The 22627-nt window shown below is 37.0% G+C and carries 9 protein-coding genes; 3 read left to right on the top strand and 6 right to left on the bottom strand.

The window, feature by feature from the left end:
- Nucleotides 1-3: 3 nt before the first annotated feature.
- Both A3EM_RS0117040 and A3EM_RS0117045 read right to left on the bottom strand, forming a co-directional pair.
- A complete protein-coding gene (locus A3EM_RS0117040; protein ID WP_020529443.1) occupies nucleotides 4-4203 on the bottom strand; it encodes an Ig-like domain-containing protein in 4200 nt (1399 codons plus the stop codon).
- 321 nt (nucleotides 4204-4524) lie between these two features.
- Nucleotides 4525-5115: an outer membrane protein gene (locus tag A3EM_RS0117045; RefSeq protein ID WP_020529444.1), complete on the bottom strand. Its 591-nt coding sequence runs from the start codon at nucleotides 5113-5115 to the stop codon at nucleotides 4525-4527.
- 409 nt (nucleotides 5116-5524) lie between these two features.
- Between A3EM_RS0117045 and A3EM_RS45920 the strand changes: the two genes are divergently transcribed.
- Complete coding sequence (locus A3EM_RS45920; protein WP_020529445.1) at nucleotides 5525-7165, top strand: sensor histidine kinase; 1641 nt, start codon at nucleotides 5525-5527, stop codon at nucleotides 7163-7165.
- On the opposite strand, the gene A3EM_RS0117055 is transcribed toward A3EM_RS45920, so the two are convergent.
- The 3 genes from A3EM_RS0117055 to A3EM_RS0117065 all read right to left on the bottom strand — a co-directional run bounded on the left by A3EM_RS0117055 (nucleotide 7162) and on the right by A3EM_RS0117065 (nucleotide 15045).
- Nucleotides 7162-9387: an OmpA family protein gene (locus tag A3EM_RS0117055; RefSeq protein WP_020529446.1), complete on the bottom strand. Its 2226-nt coding sequence runs from the start codon at nucleotides 9385-9387 to the stop codon at nucleotides 7162-7164. The genes A3EM_RS45920 and A3EM_RS0117055 overlap by 4 nt on opposite strands.
- Nucleotides 9388-9441: 54 nt before the next feature.
- The gene (locus A3EM_RS0117060; protein WP_157637931.1) at nucleotides 9442-10377 is read right to left on the bottom strand and encodes a PorP/SprF family type IX secretion system membrane protein; all 936 of its coding nucleotides are present in this window, start codon (nucleotides 10375-10377) and stop codon (nucleotides 9442-9444) included.
- Between the two features lie 78 nt (nucleotides 10378-10455).
- Nucleotides 10456-15045 carry a tandem-95 repeat protein gene (locus A3EM_RS0117065; protein ID WP_044238661.1) on the bottom strand — a complete coding sequence of 1530 codons (4590 nt, stop codon included), beginning with the start codon at nucleotides 15043-15045 and terminating at the stop codon, nucleotides 10456-10458.
- A 556-nt stretch (nucleotides 15046-15601) separates the two neighbouring features.
- Between A3EM_RS0117065 and A3EM_RS0117070 the strand changes: the two genes are divergently transcribed.
- Together A3EM_RS0117070 and A3EM_RS0117075 are read left to right on the top strand one after the other, a co-directional pair.
- Nucleotides 15602-16963 carry a M24 family metallopeptidase gene (locus tag A3EM_RS0117070; RefSeq protein WP_020529449.1) on the top strand — a complete coding sequence of 454 codons (1362 nt, stop codon included), beginning with the start codon at nucleotides 15602-15604 and terminating at the stop codon, nucleotides 16961-16963.
- Nucleotides 16964-17010: 47 nt separating this feature from the next.
- A complete protein-coding gene (locus A3EM_RS0117075) occupies nucleotides 17011-18570 on the top strand; it encodes a sulfatase family protein (protein ID WP_020529450.1) in 1560 nt (519 codons plus the stop codon).
- Nucleotides 18571-18630: 60 nt separating this feature from the next.
- Here the strand turns inward: A3EM_RS0117075 and rpoB are convergent, their stop codons facing one another.
- Entirely contained in the window at nucleotides 18631-22503 is a 3873-nt protein-coding gene (gene rpoB, locus A3EM_RS0117080) for a DNA-directed RNA polymerase subunit beta (RefSeq protein WP_020529451.1), read from the bottom strand.
- Nucleotides 22504-22627 lie beyond the last annotated feature (124 nt).

A 22627-nucleotide genomic window follows, 5' to 3' on the forward strand; every position in this document is an offset into this window, starting at 1 on the left:
ATCCTAATAAACCATTATTTCATCTTTAAATGGTAGGGTGACATTTCCCGCCTCATCCTTTAAAATAATATATACATTGTGTAATCCGGGACCGCTTGGAACACTCCAGGGTACTTCTTCATAAAAAGGCTCCCATGTACCACTCCCAAAGCTTGGGGAATTACTCACCTGAATAAATTTAGCATCAGGCATTCCATTCTTTTGTTTGGATTTTATCACCAAAGTAACTCCAGGGCCATCTTCCAATGCTGTTTCCCCGTGGTTAAGCTCAAAAGAATGAACCACAGGAGCCTCTGTATCCAGATCAATTGTGGCGGTAGAAAGAGTACTAATATTTCCTGCCTTATCTTTCACTTTCACAAAAACTGTTTTATCACCATCAAGTCCTTCTAGTTTCCAGTTTACAGTGGATTCAAAAGGCCTCCATTTTGCAGGTAATCCAAATAGTCCGTTATTACTGATGATCATCTCTGTAGCATCCTGGGCCTGAATATTCAATACTACCTTCTTTTTATTCGTGGTTAATGCTTCGCTATTGATACTGACTTTGCCCAAATCCGGAGCTTCCCGATCCAGGAAAATTGTAGCAGAAACCTGAGTCTCATTTCCGGCATCATCTGCCAGTTTTCCATAAACTATTTTGGTTCCATCCACATCATCCAAAATCCAGTTTTGCTTTAATTGTTTAAAGCTCTCCCAAACCGCTCCTTCGAAATCCCTATTATTACTCAACATCATTTTTGTAGCCCCCTCAGCATGGATTTTCAAGTCCACAAAACCGAACTGATTATTACAATATCCACCATTTTCTACTTCAATCATCGCATTAATTGGCGGTTCATTATCCAGATCAATCCAACTGGTATAAACCTTTGAAACATTACCTGTGGGATCTTTAAACTGCACTGTTACCTGTTTGGTCCTGGATTTACTGGATTCCAGTTGCCATTTTATAGAATCCTGATACTTAACCCACTGAGCCTCACTAATTTTCTCCTTATCATGGGCAATTTTTGTATGAGAAGCCTCCTTCGAATTAAAATAAAGGGTTACTTCACTTTTATTGGTGACAGACTCATTGTTATTGATGGTAAATAATTTATTTCCCGGTCCATCCCGATCCAATTGAAAAGTAGCACTGATCGCTTCTGATATATTTCCTTTTTCATCTTTAAACCTCGCATAAACTGATTTATCCGTCTCGATGGTTTTTAAGTGAAATGTAGTTTCTAAATCGGTATATTTCGTCCAGGTGCAACCGGAAAAATCCGCATATTCACTCAGTTGCATGTAAACAGCATCTTTGGCATCCACAGTAACCCCTATAGCATTGTGATGATGTTTTGAAAAATATTTATTTTTATTGACCTTAATATTTCCTACCACAGGGGGAATATTATCCACCACAATCTGATCCCGAAATACCTCCGATTCCGTCTGAGTTTTACTTTTAAATTTAATGAAAACCGACTTCTCCCCTTCCCCTTCCAGCAAATACCATCTTTTACTTTTTTGATAAGGCTCCCAAAACCCTCCGGAAAATTCAGGAGAATTACTGACCATCATTTCCATGGCATCGGCACAGAAAATATCCAAAAACACTTCTCCATTAGGATTCATGCAGTACTTGGCATGATTGTCAATCACAATTTTTCCCACAGTTGGTTTAATTTCCATCATTATTTTATCAGAAACCGCTTCGGAAATGTTTCCTGCCTGATCTTTAAATCTGGCGTAAAAGGTAAATTCCCCTCCCTTCTTTCCTAAATAAATATATAATGGTTTTGTACTGTATGGTATCCATTTGGCTCTTTCAAAATTTTCGTACTTACTGATTTGCATGGAAATCGCCTCTGTGGCTTTTAACTCTGCATAAGTATAAGGTTTTAGCGTAGTTTCTTTCCCTCTTTCCAACTGAAGACTAAAATTTTTGGGACCTTCAATATCCAGCATAATATCGTCAGTTATTACAGGAGACTCAACACCAGTAGCACTTCTCAACTTGGCATAGATCGTTTTTACTCCATCTCCTTCAGTCAGTATCCAATCCTTTTTTATCTGGTAAGGTTCCCATTGGGCATCTTTAAAATCCGGATAATTGCTAATAATCATTTCCACCGCACTTTTGGCATTGAAATAAAGCTTTACCTTTCTTTCTCTGTCTGTACAATACTCTGCATTATTGTCCACAAAAAAGGCAATCCTGATGGGGTTAATTTCAATTTTCACCCGATCGGAAATGGTTTCAGAAATATTCCCTGCCTGATCCATAAACCTGGCATAAACATCTTTAAAACCAGCAATTTTGGTAAACATATAATTAAATTTCCTTTCAGTATAGCCGTGCCACAAAACTCCCTTGAAAGTTGAATCCTCACTCACTTGCATCAGTACAGCATCCTCAGCTGTCACTTCTACATTGGTATAGAAATAAAATGTATTTTCCTTTCCTTCATTAATTTTTATGGTTTTGGCCACTGGTGGGGTCAAATCCAGTATAATATCATCATTTACAGCCTGAGATTCGGTTTTTGTAAAACTTCGGAATTTGGCATAAACCTTTTTATTTCCATCCTCCGGCAGCAGCTGCCATTCTTTTTCCCTTGCGAAAGGTTCCCACTGACCATCGGCAAAATCTGCATAATTACTGATCATCATCTCAGTGGCAGATTTGGAACTTAAAGTAAGATTAACCTTCCTTTCCTTATTTACGCAATATTGTTCATAATCATCAATCACCAGGTTGTTCATCACCGGAGTAACTTCCAGGGTAATACTTGATTGAATGGGCTCACTGATATTCCCTGCAAAATCCTTAAACCTGGCATAAATCACCTTTTCACCATATTCTTTTGGAATTTTAAAAAAGAAAGGGTTAGTGTGGTAATTCTTCCAAATTTCCCCTCGAAAATCCGGGTAGTTGCTCACCTGCATAAACTCCGCCCCCATGGCATTGACCTGCACATTAACATAAGCGACCACAGTCGATTCATCCCCATTATTTATTGTAAGGCTCGCATTAACAGGAGGATGGTTATCCAGTAAAATTTCATCCATCACCACCGCTGAAATATTTCCTGCTACATCTTTAAATTTTGCATAAATCTTCTTTTCCCCTTCACTATTTTCAAATTCCCATGATTTATAAGATTGATACGGTTCCCATTCTGCGTTACTGAAGGATGGATCATCAGAAACCATCATATGCCTGGCTTCCACTGCCCGGATTGTTATATCCATTTTCTCGGATACCGAATAGGTTTTATCCCCATTGATGGCAATTTTACAATTGAATGGAGGGGCTGTATCCACAATCACCTCATCTGAAACAGCTTTTGTTTCATTAGAAGCAATATCCCTGAACATAGCTGAAACTCTGTATCTACCATCTTTATAATTGCCTAAGTTCCAGTCTTCATAATAATCGTCCAGCAAATGCCATTTCAAGCCGTAAAATGCTCTGGCATTTGTAATCCGCATAAATTTGGCATCCTTTGTTTTGATTTCAATGTCCACAAGTGAATTGTGTTGATTGAGGTATTTGGCATTTGTAACCGAATCTACAATAATCCCGTCTGAAACAATTTGGAAATCGATAATTTCCGGTGGTTTGGTATCCAGCTTAATTTTATCCATCACCACCTCCGATTCGTTACCAGCCAAATCCTTAAACCTGGCATAAACCGTTCTCAAACCATCTCCTTCGGGAAAAGTGTATTTGTATTTTTCATCATAATTCACCCACCTTGCAGTCTCAAAATTTTCATTTTCACTTACCATCATCCAGCGAGCCCCATTCGCTTTCATTTCCACCTCAATATTATCCAAATAATTAAGGTAATTATCTCCCTGATGCAGGCTTATTTCGCAGTTGGTTGGTGGCTGAGTATCTAAAATAATACTACTTCTGAAAGTAATGGACTCATTGCCATTTTTATCTCTAAACTTTAAGTATACCTCCTTTTTACCATCAAGTGGAGATAGGTTCCACTGAAGATTGGGGCTATAAGCCACCCATGAAGCACCTGAAAAATTAAAATCATTGCTCACCATAACCTCCTGAGCAAGCATATTATTCAGGTGTAAAGTTACCTGTTCCCTATTTGTGGCCTTCTCACCATCATTAATCAGGAATCCGTTTTGAGCCAATAGTGGGAAAAATGGAAGTATAAAAAACAATAAGAAAAATCCTGAAATTTTCATCAACCAGCTTTTATCTATAGTTTAAATTCATGAAATAAGAGCGGACGTAATTGAAGTAAAAAATGCTAATGGAATCAATCCATTTGTCCATCATATCCCGGGTGTGGAATTCTTCAGTTCACCAACCATTATTCTTTTTTCAATTAATCGTCATTCAGTAACGGCTAACAAGCGATTTCATTCAGGAATTTTCCGTTTATTTTTATTCTTACAAAGGAAAAATCGGTTCACGAAGTAATTTCGGAAAGGCAATAAAAAAGCGTGAGTCAAAAAAATCAACTCACGCATCGTATAATGAAAATTCAGTACCTGATTTCTAACTTACTCTCCAAGCCTAAAGATTAATCCTCCGGAAAAATCTCCCTGTACCAAAGGCACAGCAGTGCTTACACCCAGACCACATCCACTTCCACCTGTTCCAATTCCACAATATCCTCCTACACCATTAAAATACATGGGTAATAATAGCCTTCCCTGCGCTCTGATTCCAATTTTTTCTGAGATAAAATATTTTATTCCTCCACCCAATGTAATTGAAAATCGCCAGACATCTTCAATATCATTATTCTTTGGGTTAAAATAGGTTGCCCCAAGGGAAAATAATCCAAATGGCCGGAAATCATCTTCCATTAATTCTTTCACAGCCCCAAGTTGAAAATATTGGACATTCAAATCGAACTGTCGAGGGTCAATGTTGCCTCTATAAGGAATGAAATTCCCTCTTGTCTCCATGTAGGAGTAGGAAAGTTCTGCTAAAACACCATAATCAGCCTCTACACTCAAGATTCCCCCATAGTTGGCCGCATCCTGAAGTTTAATGCTTCCTTCAACATAATTTGCCTTACCTCCAAACTGGTAACCATATGTTGGGGTAAGTTCAATTCTTTTTTGGGCAGAAGCTGCGTTAATCATCCAAAAGATTACTAGGAAAAATAATGTAGTTATTTTTGAGTAAAAGTGTTTCTTCTTCATTTTAGTTAAATTTATTTTTTAAATGGTACCTCTCCAAAATTTAAAACCTCCCAGGTTAATTTAAAATCATAAGTGGTCTTTTTCCAAAATTTTAAGGAGTACCTAATTAAAAACAAAAATATGGATATTCTGCACTTTATCGTTTTATTTTTTTGAATTCATAACCTTATCCCCTTTTTTTTAACAATTCCTTTTTCAATTTGGCATATCTATTTTAAATTATCTTAAATTTAAAATATCGATCAGTATCTGACCGAAAACACCAAATTTTAATTCCTGACTTTCTCCAGATTAATGAAAACAGATAATTCTAAAATCTTTTCATTCGGAAAAAAGGCACAAATAATTCATGAAAAATATTTTTGCTTCACTGAATATCCCCATTGACAAATTGATCCTGATAGGAATTGATCCCTCTTATTCAAAGGATAAAATCAGGAAAATACGGCTATCCAATCAGATTAATCTGGTCCTTGCGGTCATAATGTTTGCACTTTTTTGGGTGGATTACATTCAAACCGGCCGGTTTGATCTGGGTTCAGATATTTTTTTCTACGTAATAATACTTACCAGTTTTAATATTTTATTAAATGCTCTGAAAAAAAACTGGCTTAGCAGAATATCACTTATTTTCTTCACTCCTTACGTATTGCTTTTCATGGTTTTGCAGATAAGAGGGTCTGCTGAGGATTATTATATTTTCTATCCATACACCCCAATTCCATTTTTTATAATGCCTCATTTCCTTTTTAACATCAAAAAAGAAAAAGGAATTTTTGTGCTTCATTTTTTGTATTGCGCAGTAATGATTCTATTCTGCAGAGAAATATTAGAATTTTATTCTGTAGAAAAAGGAGATTTTGAGGTGAGTCATTTGGTAAATAAAATCATTTTATTTTATAGATTGAACCCATTTTTTACTGGGGCCTTTATCTATTTTTCAATATTTTACCTTACCAAGGAGAATACTACCTATGAAAATTCTTTGGAAGATGCCTATCAGAAATTAAAAAAACAAGGTGAAAAACTTCAGGAGTACAATAAAATAATAAGCACGCAAAACACTGAAATTTTATCACAAAATGAAGAACTTAAAGCCCAACAGGAAAACCTTTCTGAAAAAAATGAAGCTTTGGAAAAGGCTATGGAGAAACTTAAGCATGCCCAAAGCCATTTAGTTCAATCGGAAAAACTTTCTTCTTTGGGGCTTTTGACTGCGGGTATAGCACATGAAATTAATAATCCGATTAACTATATCAAAAATGGTATAATCGGTTTAAAAAAGGGCCTTGCCAAACTGACTATTATCATAAAGGAATACGATAAATTAAACGAGACCAATCAGACTCAGATCTTAGAAAAAGTCAACCTGCTCAAAAGCAATATTAAGTATGATGATTTACTTATTACCACTTTAAAAGTAGCCAGTAATATAGTTACCGGAGCCCAAAGAACCTCTGAAATAGTTAACAGCCTCAAATCCTTTTCCAGGGCCGGAGAAGATAATTGCTCCAGAGCCAATTTGCATGATGATATTGAATCTACCCTACTGTTGCTTTCTCACCAGCATAAAAACAGATTGAAAATCATAAAAAAATATGGAGATATTCCATTTGTAAACTGTAACCATGGGAAGATCAGCCAGGTTTTTATGAATGTATTGTCCAATGCCATGGACGCCTTAACAGATCAGGCCGATGGGGAAATAGTTATTGAAACTTCCAGCAATAAATCTGAAGTAATTATTGCAATTTCAGATAATGGTCCGGGAATCCCGGATGAGGTAAAAAGTAAAATTTTCGAACCATTTTATACCACCAAAGGAGATGGGAAGGGAACTGGTTTAGGTCTTTCTATTTCTTTAAACATAATCAAGGAACACGATGGAAAAATCGAATTGGAAAACCTTCAGGGAAGGTCTGGAACAAAATTTATAGTTCATCTTCCCATCACCCCCCCTGAAAATAACCTGAAAGAGCGAAATATTTAATATCCCCTTCCTGTGTCATCATTGAGCAGTCCCGGCTGAACAAGACTTTGTCTGATAATAAATTCAACTCTTCGGTTTTGTTTGTGTTCTTCTTCTGTACAATCCACATCATCCTTACACTTATTGATCAGTTCTTTCTCTCCAAAACCATTTACTTCAACCCGATGAGAGGCTACACCAAGTCTGATTAATTCATATTTCATAAAGCTTGCCCTGTTTTCCGAAAGCTCCTGGTTGGCAGAGGCCTTTCCCTGAGCATCGGTATGAATTCTCATCTCTATGGTATAGTCAGGGTTATTCACCAGAAACCTGGCAATATTCTCCAGTTCCTCTCCATTTTCCAAAGCAAGATCTCCTTTATTTGGGGGGTAAGTAGTGTTTTTCATGGTGATATATTGGTTAAGCACTACCCTTTCTAAATCAAAATCATTCCTGAATATTCCGGTCGTTTTTACTATGGCATTTATCTCTACCTGCTTGTTAAAATATCCCACTTTTTCCACCCAAATGGTATACCATTCATTAGGCTGGAGCAGGAACATGTAACTTCCGTCCATTCCGGTTTCCAAGGACCTAGTCAGCTTTGTTCTGTTATTTACCAAAATTACCTTGGCTCCATCTACAGGTAAATCGGCAATCCCTCTTATAAATCCCTTGGCCACCAGGTCATCTCCCTGAAGTCTTATTTCAAAATCTTTTGACATCACCTTCTCGAAGTCACCGAAAGTTGTCACCCTGTCCGAATCTCCAATCCTGAAGTTTTTCTTTACTGCAGACAAATTATAAGCCGCATCAATTTCCAACTTTACTCGAAACCGGCCGTGGTTATCCGTAACAGCACCAGTAATTTCATTGGTTCGGGTATTTGCCAGAATAACAGAAGCATCAGCCACTGTACTGTCATTTTCTGTTTTCACTACACCCTTTATAAAAATATTTTTAGTGACCCTGAAAATATCTGATTCTCCCTCAGAATCTCTATTTGAAGAAAAGTATCCAGTATATCCTCTTCGGTCAAATGAAAGTGCAAAATCGTTTTTATTCGTATTTATTGGAAAACCCAGGTTTTCTACTACTGCATCCTCATTATTAAGGTTATATTCAAAAATATCCTGACCACCAAGGCCACCATGCCCATTCGAGGTAAAAAATAATATATTATCTGAGCTTATGTAAGGATAAAGTTCGGATTCTGGGGAGTTGATTCTGGCACCTAAGTTTTCCGGCTCCGACCATTTGTTGTTACTTTCATCCCATTTACACTGGTAAATATCGGTCTCTCCAAAACCTCCAGGCATATTTGATACAAAGTAAAGGGTTTGTCCATCTTCGGAAATGGTAGGATGCATCACATGATAACTACCGTCCCTGCTGTTATAATCAAAACCTTTCACCCGAATCCATTGGTCACCGCCATTTACTGCTTTTTGGGTAAAATACAATCCGAAAGTATGCGCTGAAATCCCACTTTTTAATGCTCTTGTAAAAATTAAACTTTTTCCATTATCATAAAAAGTAAGGCCGCCTTTGTGATAGTTTGTGTTTAAATCATTTCCATAAAAAATCTCTGGATCGCTCATGGAACCATCAGGATTTAACCTACTGAAATACAACTCTTTAAAGTATAAACTATCGGGGTTGTAGATACCATCTTCCAGGTAAGGAGGTTTCCTTTCCGATGTAAAAACTATTCCATCTTTATAAAACTGGGGTGCAAAATCCTTTTTCCCGGAATTGATTTTTAATTCTTCTACCTCATATTTGCTGGAATCCTGGTAATGTTTGGCTATATTTTTTATCCCTTCTAATTTTTTCGTAACTCTTTGATCATTTGGCCGCTGGTAATGATAGAGCTCAAACCATTCCGCTGCTTCTGCGTATTTGCCATTACTTTCCAACACTAAACCAAAATGATATTTCACTTCAGGGTCCTGGGAATTTAAAAAGCCTTCATTATCCGAAAAATGCCTGTACCAAAATTCTGCTTCCTCGGGAATGCTTAATTGCCGGTAACACTCTGCAATTCTTAGTTTTATAGTGTTATTCTCCTTATCTTTTTCAAGTGCCTGCAGATACCATTCTTTAGCCGCATAAAAATTATTCTGTTCGTATAATTTATCCGCCTTCTTTCTGAAATTGTTTACAATTTGGCCAAATGAAGTGAATGTAATTAAAACACAAATTAGCAGGAATAGAAATTTATTGGGTTTAGTGGGATTCATATCACCTAATTAGTTAGTGAGGTTAATTAAATATAGCAATTTATTTAATGAGGTCTAGAATAAGTTTGGTGTTACAGGCAAATCTCCACTTCCTCCTAACCTGAACCTGTAATTTAACATGATTTCATGGCTTCCATTAGAAGCGTTACTCAGGTTATTATTAGTAATCAAATCATAGGCATAACCAAACTGCAACTGACTGGTAATCTGTAATTGAGTCATAAAGTTAAGAGAATTTTCGTGTCGGTAAGAAGCTCCAAACCAAAAAGTTTGGTTGATGATTAAAGAGGCATTTAGATCCACCTCCAATCCCTGGCCTTCCTTATACCTTAATAACATACCCGGCTTGAATTTTAAATCACTATTCAGGTCCAAAATATATCCGGTATTAAAAATATAATGTCTGATTTCCTCAATACTTGCCACTGCATTTTCTCCCACACCCTGATTAAATACTGCTAAATTGGGGATTGAAAAACCCAAAACAAGATTGCTGCTGCTATAGTACAAACCAGCTCCAAAACTTGGCATAAATGCCGAAATACTGGTATTGGAAAAGTTAGGATCATTAGGATTAAACAAATTGTAGTTGCCATTATCCCGCATGTTCATGGCTCCAGCCTGCAATCCCATTGATAGCACTCCATCCCTTAAGGGGATTCTGTAAGCATAGGCCAGGTTAATTCCCGTCTGGCTTTGAGGCCCCATGGTTTCTCTAAAAAGGGTTGCTCCCAATGCAATTCTTTTTCTGGCAATTGGCATATGTCCGGAAAGTGCCTGGGAAGTAGGCGCTCCTTCAAAACCTGCCCATTGTGATCGAAAAGTTCCGGTCACACTAATGGCTTCATGGCTACCTGCATAAGCAGGATTAATTACCAATCCATTAAACATATATTGAGACTGAAGTAATTGCTGTTGCGCATTAATTTCGCCAATTGCAAAGAAGAATACTAACAGGGCTAATATGTTTTTAAGTACCTTAGTAATCATTATTATCTTCTGGTTATTTTTTTGGTTCATTTATTTTTAGTTCATAGCTGGTAAGGAAAAGCAGATCAAAAAGCTGATTTACTTAATGACCACACTTCCCTTTTTAGGCTCCAGTTCATTGGAGCCAAAGTCAATTACATAATAATAGACTCCTGTTGGTAATTCTGTTTTCCCAAGGTGGGCACCAACATTAGATTCTCCTTTCCACACTTTATCCTCATTATTATAGCCCGGCATATCATAAACTAACATTCCTGAGGCGCTATAAATCTGAACTTTGTTGTCTGGGAAGTTTTCAATTCCCTCAATAAACCAAGAATCATTTTTATTATCCTGGTTTTTTGGAGAAATTCCATCATACACTACAATCTTGGAAGATGGAGCCACATTCATCCGAATAGTGATGGTATCACAAGCCTGATCTGGTTGTACATTATCACAAATGGTCACATTAAATTCATCAGTACCTGATAACGTAGTGGCATATGGCACATAATCTATACACAGACTATCTCCATTAGCAATTAGTGTCTCAGTATCAAGTACTCCATAGTTACCTTCGAATTCAGTTCCTGTCAGGTTAAATGACACAACATCCTTATCCAAATCGGTAGCATAAAGACAAAGGGTAATCGGATTATCTTTAGTAGTCTCATATTCCAATTCTTCCTCCTGCAATGGGTTTCCATCAGCATCGGTAATTATTGGCGCATTATTCACTACTCCAACTCCTACTTTAAAAGTAATTTCCTTCACATCCACACCAGGAAGACCGCCATCATCTTTTAGAGTGATGGTAATTACAATAGGAGTAGTGCTTCTTTTATCTTTTAAAGGTTTAAATTTCAATATGGCTTCTCCACTGCCCTGTTCGTAGGCTATATTACCTGGATCGGGAATAACATCCGTATTGGAGCTTGTGGCCGAAATTTCGATATTTTGATCCAGCTCCGGATCACCATCTGTTATCCCTGTCAGGAAGATAATCTGCTCTCCGGCATTCTTTCCAATGTCCTTATCAGGAACTGCTGTAATAGTAGGCGCATCATTCAATGGAATAATTTCAATAGGCACATAAATTGACTTGGAGTCAATCCCTCCATTCTCTACTCCACCATTATCCATAACCGTAATGGTAAGCGTGTCAAAACCATTGGCATCAGGATGAGGGGTAAAAATCAAATCTCCATTAATATCTCCCTCTCTATAAGCAATCCTCAATTCATCATAAAAGTCTGGTTTATTGGAAGTTACCCTCACCGATGAAATAGTTTGCACAAGATCCGGATCTCCATCTGTAATTCCTGAAATTGGAATAACCTGCTGACCTTTGCCCTCCTGCATTAAAATGCCTTCTACAGGGCTAATAGTAGGAATATCATTCACCGGAAGAATGTTCACCTTAAATGAGATAGTCGTTTGGTTATCACTCCCTATTTGATCATTCCCATCATCAAATACGGTTACGTTTATGATCACCTCCCCACTAATATCGGCCTCAGGGGTAAAGGTTAACAATGCTTCCGAAGAAACTGAATCATATGTTACCGTTGGAGCGGGTATTTTTTCCAAACGGTTACTTTCTGCCACAATCCACATTTTCTGATCTTCCTCAATATCTCCATCAGAAATTCCTGAAAGCGTAATACTTATTTCCTCAGCGTCTTCAAGAATGGTAGTATCAGCTACCTGATCAATTGTAGGAGCTCCATTCCTTTTAAATATTTGAATTTCAAAAACCTCCTGAGTTTCATTATCATTACCAGTGTCATCTGCTGGTCCATCGTCTTTTACAGTTACCGTCACTTCTGCAATACCATTTGCACCAGGAACCAGATCGTAAGTAATATCCCCGGTTTTGTCAGGTGAAGTGTAAAAAACTTTAAAATTAGTAACTAAATCAGGTCTGTTTGTTGAAACTGAAACGGTAATATTTTGATCTCCTTCATCTCCATCATTGATTCCTTTTAACCTGATGCTTTCCTGTTTGTCATTCTCAAAAGTGACAATATTATCAATATTATCAATCTCTGGTTTGTTATTTTTTCCCACAATAATGACATCAAAAGTTACCTCCCTGGTGTCAACTCCACCATTTTCCACTCCGCCATCATCTGTTACTTTCACTGTAATGGTAGTTGTTCCAGATTTATCGTCCTCAGGATCTATATTTAAGATACCCTGTTGGGCATTTTTAGTATAAATTATTTCAATTTCATCCTTTTTGATTAATGATTCATCCGAACTGCTTACTACAATGGTAGAAGCTGTAATGTTCTGATCATCTTCATTAGGACCTCTTGTAATATTGGAAAGTACTACACTGAAAGGATTTCCATTATCATTATCAATAGTAATATCATTCGGTTTGTTAATGGTGGGTGCATCATTTACCGGGAGGACATCAATTTTTAATTGAAATGTATTGCTGGTATTATTCGAACCACTTGTTCCATCCTTAACCCTTACTGGAACAGACAGTTCGCCAAAAAAATCTTTAGCAGGAACCACAGTAGTTCCATCCTTAACGGAATAATTGCTTCCATTGTCAACTATAACTGTAAACTCTGTTTCTCTGTCAGGATCAGATATGGTTAACAATGCAGGGATAATTTCTATCTCCTTATCTTCATCTACGTCATTAAAAGTACCTGAAGTTTGACCTGTAATTACGGGTGGATCATTTACATTTATTACATTAAAGAGCATAGTCGAAACTGTGCTTTCAACCCCAAGTTGATCTTTTACTTTAACCTTTACATTAATTTCTCCGAAATAATTTTCTACAGGCTGAATATCAAAGTAATCATCTCGAATTTCAGGCAGTGTATAATTTGTACCATCTTCTACCGAAACAAACTTGTGAGTATCTCCAGCATCATCAATTATATTAAAATTATTAATTGAAATTCTTTTTCTTTGCTCTTCATCTATAGAGTTATCGTAACCATCCTTGAAACCATCAATAATTGGAGCGGTATTTACATCCCTTACAGTTACTTCAAGTTCATACTCATTACTTGTTTTTGCAACCCCTTCGTCTGGAACATCCGTTAGGCTAACATTAATTTTTAAAAGTCCTGTAAAACCCTGGTTTGGAATAATTCTTTTATTATTTTCAGTAGATATTGAATAATTGTCTCCTGTTAAAACATTTAAGGAAACATTATCCCCATCAACATCCTCCCAATCTAATTGACTTAAATTAACTACGAATGTATTACCTTCATCAAATCCAAAATCATCAGTTTGACCATTAATTACAGGAGCATCATTTACAGGACTAACATTTATTATAATATCAATACTTTTGGTATCATCCCCTCCATTTAAAGTTCCACCATTATCTTCAACTATTACTCTCAATTCCCCTATCCCATTTCCATTGGCATTCTCCACTAAACCGTACTTTAAATCTGCTGTTTCAGCATCCACATCAAAATTTAAGATCTCTGCATTTTTTATCAAACTCCCATTTAAAACTTGAACAGATACTTTAGTCACATCCGATATATCATCTCCAGAAGTAATATTTGACAATTTAATAAAAGGAGGGTTTTGAGCATCTTCGCTTATATTTATAGGATCAACCGGATCAATTGTCGGGGCAAGATTTACAGTGGAGGCATTTACAGTCACAGAAATCTGATCCGAAAAAGTATTATTATCAGTTCCATTATCTTTTAAAGTTACTGTAATAATTGCTGTACCAGTTTTATCCGCTGCAGGCGTGAATGTTAAATCATATTTAGTTTTATTCGCAGCAAAACCCGGATCTAAAATTAGGTTTCCATTCGGAATTAAATCTGTATTTGAACTCGTCACTACTAAAGATGTAAACTCTTGTCCACCATCATTAGGCCCTACACTTAGACTGGTAATTTCTACCAACTGTTCATCTGCATTCTCAGTAATATTAAAAATTTTATTACTTAAATTAAAAGAAGGTGCACTGTTTACTGGTAGTATTGTTAAGGAGAATGATGGAAGTGAAATTTCTCCAGATCCTGATCCATCGTTTACACTAATAATTATGTCATTGTAAGTTTGCACCTCACTTAGAGTCGGAAAAGAATTATTATGACTCAATTCACCTGTTTGAGCATTAAAATTCATCCAGGACGGCTTATTTTGAATTGTAAATTGAAAATCCGCGGGCACATTATCCACATCAGTAACTGATGGAGTAAAAGAAAAAGATGTTGGTGATTTTCCTTGATCATTCAGTTCAAAAATTGTAGTAGGAGAAGGAATTCCTGAAATCACAGGAGGATCATTTACCTCTAGAATTTTTAAATCAAAAGACACATCGGTGGAGCCATCATTATCAGTTGCAGTCACTTTTATATTAATTGTGCCATATTTGTCTGGCTCTGTTTGAAAGGTTACTCTTCCGTACCCACCTCCAAAATATCGAGCATTTAAGTTACTTATTAGACCTTTATTTATATCTTCCTGATTGGGTATCACTGCTGAAAAAGTAGTTATTCCATCAGTCCCTCCATCTCCATTATCAATACCAGTAATATCAATAGTTACATTACCATCATCCTCAAAGAATTCTTGAGGTGTGGAAATAGAAATATTTGGTGGCGAAGTCTGGCTGAAAGCTGGTATTATCCCTAATAATAAAAACAGGGTTGTAATTACGTAATTTCTTGATTTCATATAATGTTTTTGGTTAAACAAATTCATTATTCCCTAAATGTCTTTTTGAAATACTATTATTCGGTTAATTGATCATGCCTTTCCTGAGTTAGTAGGTGATTATCAGGGTTTTACAGTTTGGACATTTGCTTTAATCGGCATTCAAGGCAGCTATTTGTGTCAAAATTAATCAAATTCCATGTAAGTTTTTCCTAATTTTATTTTCATTATGTCAACATATGTTAAAAGCTTATGGAATCCTTACAAAGTGGAATTACCCCCATGGCATAACAAATATTATTCCATTATGAGCTATACTTTTTGTTAAAAAACCTAATGTATTTCGGACTTGTTCTTTGTTTACAAAATATCATTCTAGATATCGCTAAAGCATATATTTTGCTTTTTTATTCATTTCAACCCCATTGCCAAAATTAATCACTGGGCCTTATAGGCATAATAATTATCATTTCGTCTCATTCCCAATTTGAATTACAGGTTGTTGAATTTTGGAAAATTGCCCACATGATGTAACTTTTCATTACTTTTTAAACAAAATCATTCAAACCACTTCCACATGCAAAAAACAATCTTCCTATTGTGCCTGCCTTTTCTATGGTCTTATTCCACCTTTCTGCAGGCACAAAACAGCAAATACCCAAAAATTCTTTCTATGAAGGAAAGAGCAACAGTTATTGATAACTTATTGGAAGACAGGATAAAAACCGTACTCCCTAATTTAATGAGAAGTAATGGTATAGATATGTGGCTGGTCATTTCCAGAGAGTATAATGAAGACCCTGTAATCGAAACTTTTCTACCGGCCACATGGCTTGCAGCAAGAAGAAGAACCATTTTGGTGATGTACGATCCAGGTAATAATCAGGACATTGAAACCCTGGCCATTGCCCGATACGATGTGGGAAAATCCTTCAAAAAAGCCTGGGATAAAGAAAAAGAACCTGACCAGTGGAAAGCACTTTTGGGTATTATTGAAGCAAGAAATCCTGAAAAAATTGGCATCAACAAATCGGAATTTTTTGGTTTAGCGGATGGCATTACAGCAACAGATTTGGAAGAATTAGAAAAAAACTTAGGGGAAAAATATGCTTCGAAATTGGTTTCAGCAGAGCAATTAGCCATAGGCTGGCTGGAAACCAGAACTCCAAAAGAAATGGCCATTTACCCGCAGATTTGCCGGATTGCCCATGAAATCATCGATGAGGCTTTCTCCGATAAAGTGATCCAACCCGGAGTGACTACCACTGAAGATGTAGTATGGTGGATGAGGGAAAAAATCAGGGAATTAAATCTGATTACCTGGTTTCACCCCACTGTAGATGTCCAAAGAGCTGACCCTGAATCTTTTGATCATTTGAGAACTTTCTCCAAAAGACCCGATGCCAATGTGATTTTACCCGGAGACCTGTTGCATGTTGATTTTGGCATCAAATACCTGAGGTTAAACACGGATACCCAACAACATGCCTATGTATTGAAACCCGGAGAAACCGAAGTACCAGCGTATTTGAAAGCTGCATTTGAAAAGGGAAATCAGTTACAGGATATTTTTACCAATAATTTCAAAGGGGGTGTATCTGGCAACGAAGTACTTAAAAAGTCCAGGCAGGAAGCCATTGCAAATGGGATTAAACCTTCCATTTATACTCACCCGCTGGGGTTTCATGGACATGCTGCAGGAACTACTTTAGGCATGTGGGATGCACAGGAAGGAGTACCTGTAAATGGTGATTATCCACTGCATTACAATACTGCTTATGCAATTGAACTCAATGCATCAGTATTTATTAAGGAGTGGAATAAGGAAATCAGAATTATGCTGGAGGAAGATGCTATTTTCACAGAAAATGGTGTCCAATATATTGATGGCAGGCAAAAATCAATTTTAACAATTCCCAGAATTCCTGCTACACATTGATCTGCATCTATAAATAAAAATCAAAAATTTTATAATTTGAATTGAAAATGAAAAAACAACTGTGTTTAATTCCATTGTTGGTCATTTTAACCCTGGCCGCCTGTAAAAATTCTTCTCCAAAACAGGTCACCCAAAAACCACCCAACATACTTTTTATTTTTACTGATGATCATGCTCTTCAGGCCATAAGTGCCTATGGATCGAATATAAATCAAACTCCAAATATAGACAGGCTGGCCAGTGAAGGCATGTTATTTAAACACTGTATGGTCACTAATTCAATTTGCGGACCAAGCAGGGCTGTAATCCAAACGGGAAAATTTAGTCACCTGAATGGCTTCAAAACCAATGAAGATAAGTTTGATAATACACAACAAACCTTTCCTAAACTAATGCAGGAAAATGGCTATCAGACGGCTATTTTCGGAAAATGGCATCTTAAAACAGAACCCAAGGGATATGATGCCTGGAAGGTTTTACCTGGACAGGGAAATTATTACAACCCCGATTTTAAAACACCAGAGGGAAATGAAAAAATTGAAGGTTATGTCACCGATATTGTAACTGATTTATCCATTGAATGGCTGGAAAAGCAGCGAGATCAGGATAAACCTTTTTTGCTCATGAGCCAGCACAAAGCGCCTCACAGGAGGTGGCTGCCAAATGATAAATACCTGACCAAATATGATGATAAAGAAATCCCCGAGCCTGCTACCCTATTTGACGATTATAATACCAGGGCCTCAGGAGCTGCAAAGCAGGAAATGGAGATTGATCGGCACATGGATTTAATTTTTGATAATAAGGTGTTGGAATTGATTGATTCTACCAACCTGGACCAATATCCGGAATATAAAAAAAATAGCTATGCCAGATTGAATAACACCCAAAAGGAAAAATGGCATGCGGCTTATGACCCTAAAAATCAGGAATTTCTGGAATCAGATTTAAAAGGTGAAGCTTTGGTGAAATGGAAATACCAAAGATATATTAAGGACTATTTAAGGTGTGTAGCTTCTGTTGATGAAAACATTGGCAGGTTGATGGATTACCTTGAAAAAAGTGGTCTGGCCGAAAATACCATTGTCATCTACAGCTCAGACCAGGGGTTTTATTTGGGAGAACATGGCTGGTTTGATAAAAGATGGATGTATGAAGAATCCCTTCACATGCCATTAATTGTAAAATGGCCAGGCATTGTTCAACCCGGAACCATAAATTCAGATTTAGTTTCAAACCTGGATTTTGCCGAAACATTGCTTGATATGGCACAAATAAAAATACCTGAGGATATGCAGGGAGAGAGTCTACGGCCAATTCTGGAGGGAAATACTCCTGAAAACTGGAGAAAGTCTGTTTATTATCACTATTACGAATACCCTGCTGTGCACATGGTTCCCAAACACTACGGTATCCGAAATGACAGGTACAAACTTATTTATTTTTACGAAACCGATGAATGGGAATTTTATGATTTAGAAACAGATCCACAGGAAATTAACAATACGTATGAGCTACTTTCGAATCAAGAACTTATCGGTGAAATGAAAGAAGAACTAAAAAAACTTCGGCAACAGTACCAGGACAATACCGGAAAGGCGGTTTAAAACAAAAAAGCCCGAAAGCATGATTACTTCCGGGCTTTAATTTTCTGGATTTTGGATAAATTAATTATCCAAAGTTATTTCTAATGCCAGACCTCTTAATTCGTGAACCAATACATTAAATGATTCTGGTACACTTGGTTTTGGCATGTTTTCACCTTTTACAATTGATTCGTAAGCCTTAGCTCTACCTACAACATCATCAGACTTGATAGTCAGGATTTCCTGAAGTACATTGGCTGCACCAAAAGCCTCCAGTGCCCAAACTTCCATCTCACCAAAACGCTGACCACCAAACTGAGCTTTACCACCAAGAGGTTGCTGGGTAATAAGCGAGTATGGTCCAATTGACCTGGCGTGCATTTTATCATCAACTAAGTGACCTAGTTTAAGCATATAAATCACACCAACTGAAACAGGCTGATCAAACTGCTGGCCAGTAAGTCCATCATTCAAATGAACCCTTCCGGCTTCTGGTAACCCAGCTTCATTCAACTCTGAATTTACTTCATCCTCAGTAGCACCATCAAAAATCGGAGTAGCATACTTTCTACCTAATTTCAATCCGGCCCAACCAAGAATTGTTTCGTAAATCTGACCGATGTTCATCCTTGAAGGTACACCAAGTGGGTTAAGTACAATGTCCATTGGAGTTCCATCAGCAAGGAAAGGCATATCTTCCTCCCTTACAATCTTGGCCACAACCCCTTTGTTACCGTGACGACCCGCCATTTTATCACCTACTTTAAGCTTTCTCTTTTTAGCAATATAAACTTTAGCAAGTCTTACGATACCCGCTGGCAATTCATCCCCAACTTCAAGAGTGAATCGGTCTCTTTTGAATTTACCGGTAAGGTCGTTTCTCTTATTGTTATAATTTTTCACCAACTCGGCCACATGGCTGTTGATTTCTTCATTATCAGTCCAGTTATCTAATAAAAGATCACCTAAAAGGTTAGCTTCCTCAGGAACTGCATAACTACTTTCATCTCTGTAAGGATTATCTTCCGGGAATAAGTTAGACTTGATATTCATATCAGAAAACTTAACTCCTTTACTCATAATCTCATTACCAAACTTATGTTTGATACCATTACAGGTTTGTCCCTCCAATAGTTTCACTAATTTGGATAATGCAAGATTTTGAACGGCTGATAAATCCCTGCTAAACTTACTTTTAAGGATTTCAACTTCTTTTTTAGACTTTTGTCTTAAATCCTTATCCTTTTTAGGTCTGGAGAACAATTTGGTATCAATAACCACACCTCTTAAAGAAGCAGAGGCCCTTAGAGATGCATCCTTCACATCACCAGCCTTATCACCGAAAATTGCTCTTAAAAGTTTTTCTTCTGGGGTAGGATCACTTTCTCCTTTAGGAGTAATTTTTCCTATTAGAATATCACCTTCTTTAATATCTGCTCCAACTCTTACAATACCGTTCTCATCAAGGTTTTTAACCGCCTCCTCACTTACGTTTGGAATCTCAGAAGTTAATTCTTCCTCACCTCTTTTAGTATCCCTTACTTCTAACTCAAATTCATCGATATGAAGTGAGGTAAATACATCATCTCTCACAACTTTTTCGGAAATAACAATAGCATCCTCAAAGTTGTATCCTTGCCATGGCATAAAGGCCACAAGCATATTTCTACCTAATGCAAGCTCTCCTCCATCTGTAGCATAGCCATCACACAATACCTGACCTTTTTTCACTTTATCCCCTCTTTTTACCAGAGGTCTTAAGTTAATACAGGTATCCTGGTTGGTTCTTCTGAATTTGGTCAAATCATGAGATACTACTTCTTCATCGAAGGTAACCAATTTTTGATCTTCATTAAGATCATATCTTATTTTTATGGTAGTAGCATCTACGAAATCAACTACACCATCTTCCTTAGCAATTACAAGTGACCTTGAATCCAAAGCAACCCTTCTTTCCAAACCAGTTCCCACAATTGGAGCCTGTGGTCTTAACAAAGGCACAGCCTGACGCTGCATGTTCGATCCCATCAGGGCCCTGTTCGCATCATCATGCTCAAGGAAAGGAATCATTGAAGCCGCAACAGATACAATCTGGTTTGGCGCAACGTCCATATAAGAAATCTTGTCTGGTTCCTCAATAGGGAAATCACCTTCAAATCTTGCCTTAATCCTATCGTTTACGAATTTTCCGGTATCTTCTAAAGGGGCATTGGCCTGAGCGATGTAATGATCATCTTCCTCCTCGGCACTTAGATATTCTACATTTTCGGTCATATCTACAGTACCTTCCTTCACTTTTCTGTATGGAGTTTCAATGAATCCCATGCTATTTACCTTGGCAAATACACAAAGAGAAGAAATAAGACCAATATTTGGCCCTTCAGGAGTTTCAATGGTACACAATCTACCGTAGTGTGTGTAGTGAACGTCCCTTACCTCAAAACCGGCTCTTTCTCTTGATAAACCACCTGGACCTAATGCTGATACTCTTCTTTTATGGGTAATTTCAGCCAATGGGTTGGTCTGATCCATAAACTGAGAAAGCTGGTTAGTTCCAAAGAAGGAATTAATCACAGAACTCAAAGTACGGGCATTAATTAAATCAACAGGTTTGAAATCTTCATTATCCCTTACGTTCATTCTCTCCTTGATTGTCCTGGCCATTCTGGCTAAACCAACACCAAATTGAGAGAATAACTGCTCACCTACAGTCCTAACCCTTCTGTTACTTAAGTGGTCAATATCATCCACTACAGTTTTAGAGTTAATCAGGGTGATCAGGTATTTTACAATACTAATAATATCAACTTTAGTCAATACTTTAGTATCAATATCAGTATCCGAAGATAATTTCTTATTAATTCTATATCTTCCTACTTCTCCTAAATCATATCTTTTATCACTGAAGAAAAGGTTTTGAATAACTTCCCTCGCTGTAGATTCATCAGGAGCCTCAGTATTTCTTAGTTGACGATAAATCTGCTCAACTGCTTCTTTTTCAGAGTTTGAATTATCTTTTTGAAGCGTATTGTAAATGATGGTGTAATCAGCGATATTGATATCAGCTCTGTGAAGTATGATATGTTTTACCCCTGATTCAAGAATGGTTTCAATTCCTTCCTCATCAATTACAGAATCCCTCTCTAAAACAACTTCATTCCTGTCAATAGAAACCACCTCTCCAGTATCCTCATCCACGAAATCCTCTGTCCAGGTTTTAAGCACCCTTGCAGCAAGCTTTCTACCCACAATTTTCTTGAGTTCCTTTTCGTTAGCCTCGACTTCTTCAGAAAGACCAAATAACTCCAGAATATTTTTATCTGATCCATAGCCTATAGCCCTTAAGAGTGTAGTAACCGGAAACTTCTTTTTCCGGTCGATGTAGGCATACATCACATTATTAACATCCGTAGCAAATTCTATCCAGGATCCTTTAAAAGGAATTACCCTGGCAGAATATAATTTTGTACCGTTAGTGTGCTTACTTTGAGCAAAGAAAACACCTGGTGATCTGTGCAACTGGGAAACAATTACTCTTTCTGCTCCATTAATCACAAAAGATCCCTTCTCGGTCATGTAAGGAATATTTCCAAGGAAAACTTCCTGCTCTATGGTTTCAAAATCTTCGTTATCCTCATCATTACAGGACAACCTCAATTTTGCCTTTAATGGAACCGAATAGGTAAGTCCTCGATCAATACTCTCACCTACTGAATATTTTGGTGGGTCAACTGTATAATCAATAAATTCTAAAACAAAATTATCCCTGGAATCCGAAATTGGGAAATTCTCAGCGAAAACCTTATACAATCCTTCATGAACCCTGCTTTCAGGGGGAGTATCCAACTGAAAAAAGTCTTTAAAAGACTTGAACTGGACATCCAGAAAATCAGGATACTCTAATACATTTTGAATTGATGCGAAATTTTTTCTACCGTATCTAATCGTTGCCAAGGCTATTTAAATTTATTATTTATAAGAACGTAATTCTTTACTTGGTTTTTTATAGTTTTGCATTCCCGTGAGGAGTCTACGGGAATAACGTGCAAAGGTAGTGTATATCAAATTAATATACAAA

This window comes from Flexithrix dorotheae DSM 6795 (genome assembly GCF_000379765.1).
GTDB classification, from domain to species: Bacteria; Bacteroidota; Bacteroidia; order Cytophagales; family Flammeovirgaceae; genus Flexithrix; species Flexithrix dorotheae.